Consider the following 8012-nt stretch of genomic DNA (forward strand, 5'->3'; position numbering starts at 1 on the left):
GTCTTCGGCCGCACGAAGCGCGGCGTGGCCTATACCTACGAGGGGAAGAAGGCCGGCCGGCCGCTGCTGGCGTCGTGGGCCAGGACCGGGCTGGTCCTGGCCGCGGACCTGCTCGCCGGCGACCAGGACGTCCGTCCGCGCGCGGCCGGCCTGTTCGCGCGGGCTCTGGCGAACCTGCCGGTCGCGGTCTGCGCGCCGCCGCTGCTGCAGCGCGCGGACTCGGGGTTCTTCACCGGCGACCTCGCCCGCGCCGCCGTGGCCGCGGGGGTGGACTTCGCGATCGCCGCGCCGCGTAACTCCGCGTTCTGGCGCGCCTACGCCGCCGTCGAGGAGACGTCCTGGACGGACGCGCGGGACATGACCGGCGCCCAGGTCGCCACCAGTAGCTACGCTCCGACCGGCTGGCCGCCCGGCACCTACACGATCATCCGCCGGGTGAAGGTCCCCGCCACCGAGATCTCCACCGACCCTCGCTCACGGCGGCGGCGCATCATCCCGAAAGCCCAGCTCACCCTCGCGCTCGACGGAATCGTCGACCATGCCTGGGCGGTCAGCTTCATCGTCACGAACATCCCCGCCAACGACGGGCCGGACATCGTCGCGCTCGAGCACTGGTTCCGCGGCCGCGCCGACATCGAGACCCAGATCAAGGACCACAAACTCGGCGCCGGCCTACGCCACCTGCCCTCAGCCGACCCGACCATCAACACCGTCTGGACGTGGGCCGCGATCCTCGCCGGCTGGCTGTCCACCCTGCTCCAGACGCTCACCGGGTTCGACCAGCGCGCCGGGCGCGCGCACGGCGACCGGCTCCGCCACGAACTGATCACCATTCCCGGCCGGGTCACCCGCCACGCAGGCCAACTGATCCTGCGCCTGCCACCTGGCCGCGACCAGCACCTAACCACCGCCCTCGCCCGGCTGCGCGCCCTGCCCGCGGCCGTCTGACCAGCCCGTTCTCCACGCGGAACACGCCCCCGGGCCGTGGACCCGGCGCTCACCCGGCACGACAGCCGGGCCTTCACCCTGCCCAGCCGTCGAAAACAACATCAACAAGCCCGAAAAGGGAAGATCACCGAACTTTGATCATGCAAGTCGGCGCTACTGGCGGATCTAGGGCTGACCAGGGGTCCGCGTGATCACACCGGACGGGCCCCGGCTTCGGGGTCGTTTCGGACGGCGTCGTCAACGAGAGTCTGGCGGCGCGGCGGCCGGCGTACTGTGCCCAAGCCGTGCGGCGTGTGCAACGCGGGTACCGACCAAAAGCCCGGCCCGACTGCCTAAAGATGCTGGTGAGAGGCCCGAACCTGCATCAGCACGACCGGTACCACCCCTGGGTTGCAGACGTCTACCGGGAGATCGATTGGGGCGTTGTCGTTGAGCAGGCATGATGCGCGCGGGCTCGGTGACCAGGGGATCATAAGCGCCTCGGCGTTTGATCCACTGAGGTCCGTTGACGTTAATCGGCGCTGGTCGTGAACTCGGCGTTATCCGTGGGGTCCACCGTCGTCCGGGGTGTTCCGTGAGCCGGGCTGCCGCCGTGGCTGCCCGCCTGACGAGCGGTTGACGCCTGCCTTGAGACGTCGGTGCCGGGTCCTCCGCCGTCTTCCGGGGTCGTGTGCTGTCTTGGCTCGGGCGGGTGGTCGGTTCGTCTCCGTGGACGGACTCCTGGAATCGCGATCGAGCTGGCGATGCCCAACGACTCGTGAATCCCGCTGGTGGGGCCAGACGCCGAGCCGGATCATCAAAGATCGTGTTCACCTCAGATGCCACAGCCAGACCTTGTCGTCGAGGCTGCCGGCGGCGAGTGTGCGGCCGGCCCGACGACGGTGCGGCTCGTCACCCACCTCGACGTCAACGACGCCGACATCCGCCGCGCCAGCGACGTCCTGACACGCCTGCTCGCCGTCCTGCCTTCCCCCGCCGGGGCGAACCCTGCCTGACCCGGCACCACAACCCGGGCCGCGCGGACCAGCGCCGCGGCAACAGGACGCTCCCGGCAGGACGGTGGCCGACGCGGGTCGGCATCCCTCCCCGGCGGTCGCCAGGCTGCGGCAAGCCGGCCTATGTCGTTTTTGGGTCGGCTCCCGGCTGCGGGCTGTCGGGAGAGGGGTCGGGCTGTGCCGGTCGCGCCTCCGGGCGGTCCGGTCCGGAGCTGAGGTTCACCTCTGCGCTGCGGGCCGCGGCCAAGTCCGCATCCGTGGCGGTCCCGGTTCTCCCGGGTGACTCCTGCCCTCGGGAGGCGTAATCGTCGCGCAGAGCGGACGCGATTCTCCCGCCGTCCTGCGACCACCCGAAACCCGTCCGGCGGACCCAGGCCCTGCCCTCCGCGGCGATGCCCTCCAGCACGTGGATCGTGTGCTGAACACCGGCAGCATCCTGTGTCAGCCGGGCGACCGACTCCGTGCTCTCGTCCACCCCGTGGGTCGTGTCCTCGTCCAGGCTCACCTCGGCCATCTGCATCCCGATCTTCGTGCCGTCCACCAGGACGAGTTCGAGCTTCTGCTCGTCACTGGCCGTCCGGTCGACCCGGATCGAAGCAACCACGTCAAAGCGGTAGTTCATCCGGTTCTGCTCCGTGAACACGCCGGTCTCGAAGTTCAGTCGGGAGACGAGGTTGCGAACTCCGTCGGCGGTGAGCAGAAAGACCGAGATCTGGTATTTGCGGAACCGCCACGGACCGCGAGGGACGCGGGCCGCGGTCTTGCCTTTTTCGGAGTTGGGGGGACCGCCTACCGGTGTCTCGATGAACGCGTGGGCGACGACGTTGCTGGCAGTGAGACGATAGTGACGCAGTGCTCTGTCCAGGAGGAGTTTGCGGTCGTGGTCAAGCCACTGGGCCAGCTCCGCGTCGCTGGGACGGTCGGCCAGCCGGGCCCGCCACCGTTCGAGTGCCGCCTGTCGTGCCGCGAGAACCTCGGCGTGCTGCGCCGTCTCGGCGACCCGGCGCCGGTGGTCGCCGTTCATGGCCAGCCAGGCACGTGCGTACCCGGTGGTGCCGGCCGACACGACGAGCACCGTTCCCACCGCCAGGAGGAGGTCGACGCCGGCCGCGGCGACCGTCGCCCACAGGCAGCCACCGACGACAGCGGTGATCCCGAGCGTTCCGCGGGCGCTCACCCCGGGCGCGACCCGCAGCTCCCGGCGGAAGGAGACGCGTGCCTCGCCTCCCGACAGGCGCTTGAGATGGGTTGCCTCGTGACGCAGCAGCCAGGCGATCCGCTCGATACTGATGCGGGAGTAGGAGTACTGGCCGACGATCTCTCGGAGCAGGCTGAACCGGGCGTCGGCGGTCTGCCATATCCACTGGTCGCTGGTCAGACCGTGAGGTCGATACGAGGCGACGTAGTACCTGAGCCTGCCTTCGACCTTGCGAGCAAATGCGCCGGGTGGGATCTCACTCCCGTCCTGCGTGTGATCGTAGGTCACGTTCCAGACGATTCCGCGCTGGAGGCCGAGCAGGCCGCCGACAAGGACGACGGCACACCCGAACAGCACCGCCAGGCGACCGTTGAGCGCGAGCTGTATCGCGAGATACACCGCCCAGGCCACGAGCGCCAGCCGCGAGATCTCGGCGCGCAGCCGGGTGTCGGCAGGAACTGTGGTCGGCCGTGCGCCGCGCGCCCGAGCCTCGATGGGCGGTGGTTCAAAGAACTTCCACACCCGGTCCTGACGCGCCCCGGCCTGCTGCCCACGGGCGGCGACGTCGATCGCGCGCCTCCACAGCTGGTCCTCGAGGGGGCCCTCCAGGAACTGCTCCAGGTGACGGAGAATCATCCGGCGCTGGGTCCGGCCGAGTACGCTCCGGTCCAGGGCGTCGAGCTCCTTGAGCGCCAAGGCCATCTCGTCCTCGGTCGCCGTGACCGCGTTCAACAGCAGGAACACAACGCGCAGCCCGTCGGTCCACGCGTCGTGGACGGCCGCGGGTGGGCCCGCCTGGAACTCCTTCAGCTGCCTGGTCTGCTCGGTTGTCAGCTCGTCCCGCGAACGCCCGCTCACCAGCGCCAACAGCCAGTGGAAGAGCATCCGGTCAGTTCTCGTCGGGCGCAGGACGGCCTCGTTCATGAGCTCCAGCGCCCGGGGCGGCATGTTGCCCTCCAGATGCAGGGCCCCGACCTCGAACCTCTCCTCAGGCGTCGCGCCGGGCGGGACCATGTACACCCGGACGTCACCGTGGACCGTCCCGGCCTGCGCGCCGACTGTGGCGGAGCCGCTGACCGAGTTGGTCGTCGACGACGGTGCGTCCCCGTCCCGAAACCCGGAGCTGTCGGTCATGACAGGCCTTGCGCGAGGGTGATGACAACGGCGATCCTCGCGGCGAGGTCGACCACGTCAATGACAAGGCCACGAACCTTCTTCAGCGACACCACCAGCGTGCGTCGGCTCTCCGGCGAGTTCGCCCGCAGGGCCTCGTCGGCGGCGGTGAGCTCGGCCTCGGCCGCCGCGAAGGTCGCCGCGTCCACGGTGCCGGCGGTGTGTGCCGTGGACAACTGGGCGCGGAAACCGGCCAGCGCGGTCGGCAGGTCGACCGGTGTCCGCTCGGTGGGGGCGCCGACAGTGACGTCGCCGTGGACGACGCCGGCCTGCGCACCGACCCAGGTGTTGCTGCCCGACACGACGTTACGGATGTTGTGGGTCGGCTTCGGCATGGCGGATGTCCTCCCGGTGCTCGTCACGGCCTCGGCCCGTCCGAGGTCGGCGGACAGTTCCTCGGCCAGCGCGATGGCGAACGAGGCCGCGTTCGCCACGGCCCGCGGCTGCCACTGCTGGCGGTCGGTCGACTCCTTGGTGCCGTCCGCGTGGTCGCTGATGCCGCGGACCACAACCACCGGCAGCGAGCTGTTCAGCTGGCCGGCCTGCGCGGCTCCGGCAGCCTCCATCTCGACGGCGAGCGCGTCGTTGTAGTGGACGTGCAGCCACCGGGCGAGCGCCGAGACGGTCGAGTTCAGCACCACCTCGCCGGCCGCGATCGGCCCGAAGTGCACCTGCGGGAGGGCCTCGGGCCCGGCCTGCTGCGGCACCCAGGACTGCGTCCGCTTCAGGTGATGGGCAATCTGCTCGGCACGGTGCGACATCGGCCAGGCGCGAGGCCGGCCCCAGTCGCCGTCGTTCTCGCTGGTGGCACCGTGAAAGGCATAGACCTGGCTGGCCACCACCACGTCGCCGAGCGCGATATGGCGATGCAGGGCGCCGGCCACGCCGACGAAAAGCAGCGCCGCCGGATCGAACTCGGCGATCGCGCGTTCGGCCAGCACCGCGGCTGACTGATTGCCCACGCCGACCAACGCCAGCGCCACCTGGCACCGGCCGGCCGCGAGCCGGCCTACCTCGAACCGGGTGCCCTGCGGATGGCGGCGCAACCGCGGATTCACCAGGTGCTCGCGGACCGCCTGGTACTCGAGGTCGAGTGCGGTCAGGATGACGATCGGTCTGGTCCTTGCCATTGTCCTTACTCCCCGTTCCAGATGGACTTTTCTCCGGAAACTGCGGCTGCCCCTCAGCCCGGTCATGTGAGTCCGGACCTGCGACAGGGGCCGATGGATGGACGGCATCCGCGGACGGCGGCCTGACGGATACGGCGTACGGCCGCGGCAGCGGCGTCGTAAAGGTCAGTCGGCGGAAGAACTTCCAGCCTCGTTCGGCCGCCCGATCGGCGGTGACAGGACGGTGCTGGGGCCGGCTTTGAACAGGCGTGCCGGGCGCCCGCCGAGGCTTCGCTGCTCTGCACCGGTGGGGACGAGGAATCCGTCCACCCCTTGGATCTTGCGATAGAAGTTCCTGGGGTCGAGCGGTATTCCCCATACCGCCTCGTAGACCGTCTGTAGCTCACCGATGGTGAATGTCGGGCCGCAGAACGCCGTGGCGAGCGAGGAGACCTCGAGTTTGCCTCGGGCCCGCTCGACCCCGTCGAGGACCAGCTGGCGATGATCGAAGGCCAGGTTCAGCTCGCCCGCGAGCACGCGGTCCGCCGGCAGCCAGGCCGCGTCGGCGGCGTCGGTGCCCGCGACCGGATCGGGCAGTCGAGGCGCGATGGCCAGGTATGCCACTGAGACGACCCGCCCGCGCGGATCCCGGCCGGGACGGCCGTACACCCCGAGTTGTTCCAGGTGTAGTTCCCTGGCGTCGAGGCCCGTCTCCTCCGCAAGCTCCCGGCGCGCCGCCGCGTCGAGATCCTCCTCGCTGTGCGCGAGAAATCCACCGGGAAGCGCGTGCGCCCCCCGGTATGGCTCTGTCCCACGCTCGATCAGGAGCACCCGCAGGCTCGCCGCGCGCAGCGTCAGAATCACCAGGTCGACGGCGATCAGGACAGCCGGCGGTTCCCAAGGAACATCGATCACGCTGCGAGACTAGCTTTTTGTCCGACCGACAGGAAGAGTTGTCGGTTAGCCGACAGCTGCTCACGCCTGCGCTACGACCCCTGATCGTCAGTGTCGGAGAAGGCTATGCTCCGCGATCTGTCCAATCGGGACGAGGATGCCTCACGGGGCAACCAGGGCTGCGGCGAGGTAGCACATCGGGCTTGATTGACTACGAAGCGTGGTGGCGCTGGTAGCTCCCTCGCTGGGCTGGGGGTCGGGTGTTGTGGTTTCGGCAATGCGTGGCCGGACACCGGCCGCATAGACCGGAGTAATCGTTCGCAAGTTCGTCGGCGGACGCTTGGCGCGATCGGGCTGGGGCGCCTTCGGCTGGTTTGGGAAACGGTCGGTATTGTGATGGGAGGGCCCGGTACCGGCGTTGCGAAGAAAGTGGCCTTCTGTTTCGGACATTGAAAGCGCAACAACCATTGTCAGGTTGCCACCGACGCCGAGCAGGTCGCCCGCACCATCACCGACCCGGACTACCAGGCTCAGGCGCTGGCAGACGTGGCCAGGGTGCTCACCCAAGCAAACAGCCCTACGGCGGCTAACCGTCTTCTCGCCGCCGCCCTGAGTATCGACGACTGGAGCCGTCTACCGCTCCCTGAAGTCGCAGCCGTGAGCTCGGATGCCATCCGTGTATTGCTGCCGCAATTGTCAACAATCGCGCAGCCTGATCGCTCCCGCCGTCTTCGCTTGACCGTCGGGCTGGCGTCGCGCCACGCAAAGGCGTGGCCTTGATCGCAAAAAGCGGCAATTCGGAAGTGCGCTGCCGCTTCGAGGGAACGTCGTCATGCCCGATCCGCGGGAGATGCTGACCAGCAGGATTCGCGTGATCATATCGGACCGTCATTGGCTTCTTCGAGGCTGGCTCGGGGACCGCGTCGCCAACGGGGCTCTGGCAGTGTGGTACCCGGTGTACTGTGTCCGAGCCTTCGGCGTGTGCAACGCGGGTGCGGACCAAGGGTCAGCCTGACTACCTAAAGATGCTGGTGAGACGCCTGAACCTACGCCGGCACGACCGGGTCGTTGTCAGTGTAGACGATCCAGGCGTCCGGGGCGAGGCCCGGATCTCCACCGCGGCGGTGCTGGCGCCCGGGAAGGCGGCCCGTGCCTGCTCGGCCGCCTCCCGATCAGCGGGGAAGTTGTCCTTGCCGCCCAGGTAGTAGTCGTACATCCGGGCCGCGTGCGGCTGGTCGGTCCTGAGATCGACCGGGCTGCGTTCCGCCGCAAGGCTCTTCCACCATTGCCCGACCTCCGGGTCGTGCCGGTCCGCGCTCGTCACCGCAATCAGCCCCTTGGTAATTGGACGATCCTCACCAAATTCCCTAGACGAGTGATTCCTGAGGGTCAGTGATCGTAGGCGATCAACGAGCGGATCACCGGCGCGCCGGTCTTGTGGTTGTGCCAGAACCCAGCGGCCAGGGCCATGATCCGCTGGGCGACCCGGATCGCGATGCCCTCGTAGGTCCGTCCGCCGTGTTCTTCCAGGTCAAGCCGCCCCTTGAGGGTGTCGTTGACCGACTCGATCAGCTGTCGGACGCTCTTGAGCAGGGACTCCCCGGGCCGGATCTTCTCGTTCTTGCGGTGCGGCCGGAGCAGTCCGATGCCCTCGTCGGACAGGTGTTTCTCAAGCTCACCGGAGGCGAAGCCCTT

General features: G+C 68.9%; 5 protein-coding genes and 2 pseudogenes. 2 read left to right on the forward strand and 5 right to left on the reverse strand.

Annotation, left to right across the window (positions count from 1 at the left end; all coding sequences use genetic code 11):
- A partial coding sequence (locus AC08OP_RS16545) for a transposase (protein ID WP_476615023.1) occupies nucleotides 1-948 on the forward strand: 948 nt, incomplete at its 5' end.
- Between the two features lie 818 nt (nucleotides 949-1766).
- Nucleotides 1767-1943 carry a hypothetical protein gene (locus AC08OP_RS16550; protein WP_476615024.1) on the forward strand — a complete coding sequence of 59 codons (177 nt, stop codon included), beginning with the start codon at nucleotides 1767-1769 and terminating at the stop codon, nucleotides 1941-1943.
- 121 nt (nucleotides 1944-2064) lie between these two features.
- On the opposite strand, the gene AC08OP_RS16555 is transcribed toward AC08OP_RS16550, so the two are convergent.
- The 5 genes and pseudogenes from AC08OP_RS16555 to AC08OP_RS16575 form a co-directional block, all read right to left on the reverse strand.
- Nucleotides 2065-4275, reverse strand: coding sequence for a hypothetical protein (locus AC08OP_RS16555; RefSeq protein ID WP_476615025.1), 2211 nt, complete (start codon nucleotides 4273-4275; stop codon nucleotides 2065-2067).
- Nucleotides 4272-5444 carry a 5'-methylthioadenosine/S-adenosylhomocysteine nucleosidase gene (locus AC08OP_RS16560; RefSeq protein WP_476615026.1) on the reverse strand — a complete coding sequence of 391 codons (1173 nt, stop codon included), beginning with the start codon at nucleotides 5442-5444 and terminating at the stop codon, nucleotides 4272-4274. Before AC08OP_RS16560 ends, AC08OP_RS16555 begins: the two co-directional genes overlap by 4 nt.
- A 165-nt stretch (nucleotides 5445-5609) precedes the next feature.
- Nucleotides 5610-6338, reverse strand: coding sequence for an NUDIX hydrolase (locus tag AC08OP_RS16565; RefSeq protein ID WP_476615027.1), 729 nt, complete (start codon nucleotides 6336-6338; stop codon nucleotides 5610-5612).
- Nucleotides 6339-7419: 1081 nt separating this feature from the next.
- Nucleotides 7420-7641, reverse strand: a pseudogene (locus AC08OP_RS16570) (SAM-dependent methyltransferase); the annotation flags it as partial.
- Nucleotides 7642-7706: 65 nt separating this feature from the next.
- Nucleotides 7707-8012: pseudogene (locus AC08OP_RS16575) on the reverse strand (IS982 family transposase); the annotation flags it as partial.

The organism is Frankia sp. CeRuru1 (genome assembly GCF_977966315.1).

Excerpts from the sequence above, each read along its gene's own strand:
- AC08OP_RS16560 (WP_476615026.1), bottom strand. The coding sequence starts at position 5,444 with ATGGCAAGGACCAGACCGATCGTCATCCTGACCGCACTCGACCTCGAG.
- AC08OP_RS16550 (WP_476615024.1), top strand. The coding sequence starts at position 1,767 with ATGCCACAGCCAGACCTTGTCGTCGAGGCTGCCGGCGGCGAGTGTGCG.
- AC08OP_RS16555 (WP_476615025.1), bottom strand. The coding sequence starts at position 4,275 with ATGACCGACAGCTCCGGGTTTCGGGACGGGGACGCACCGTCGTCGACG.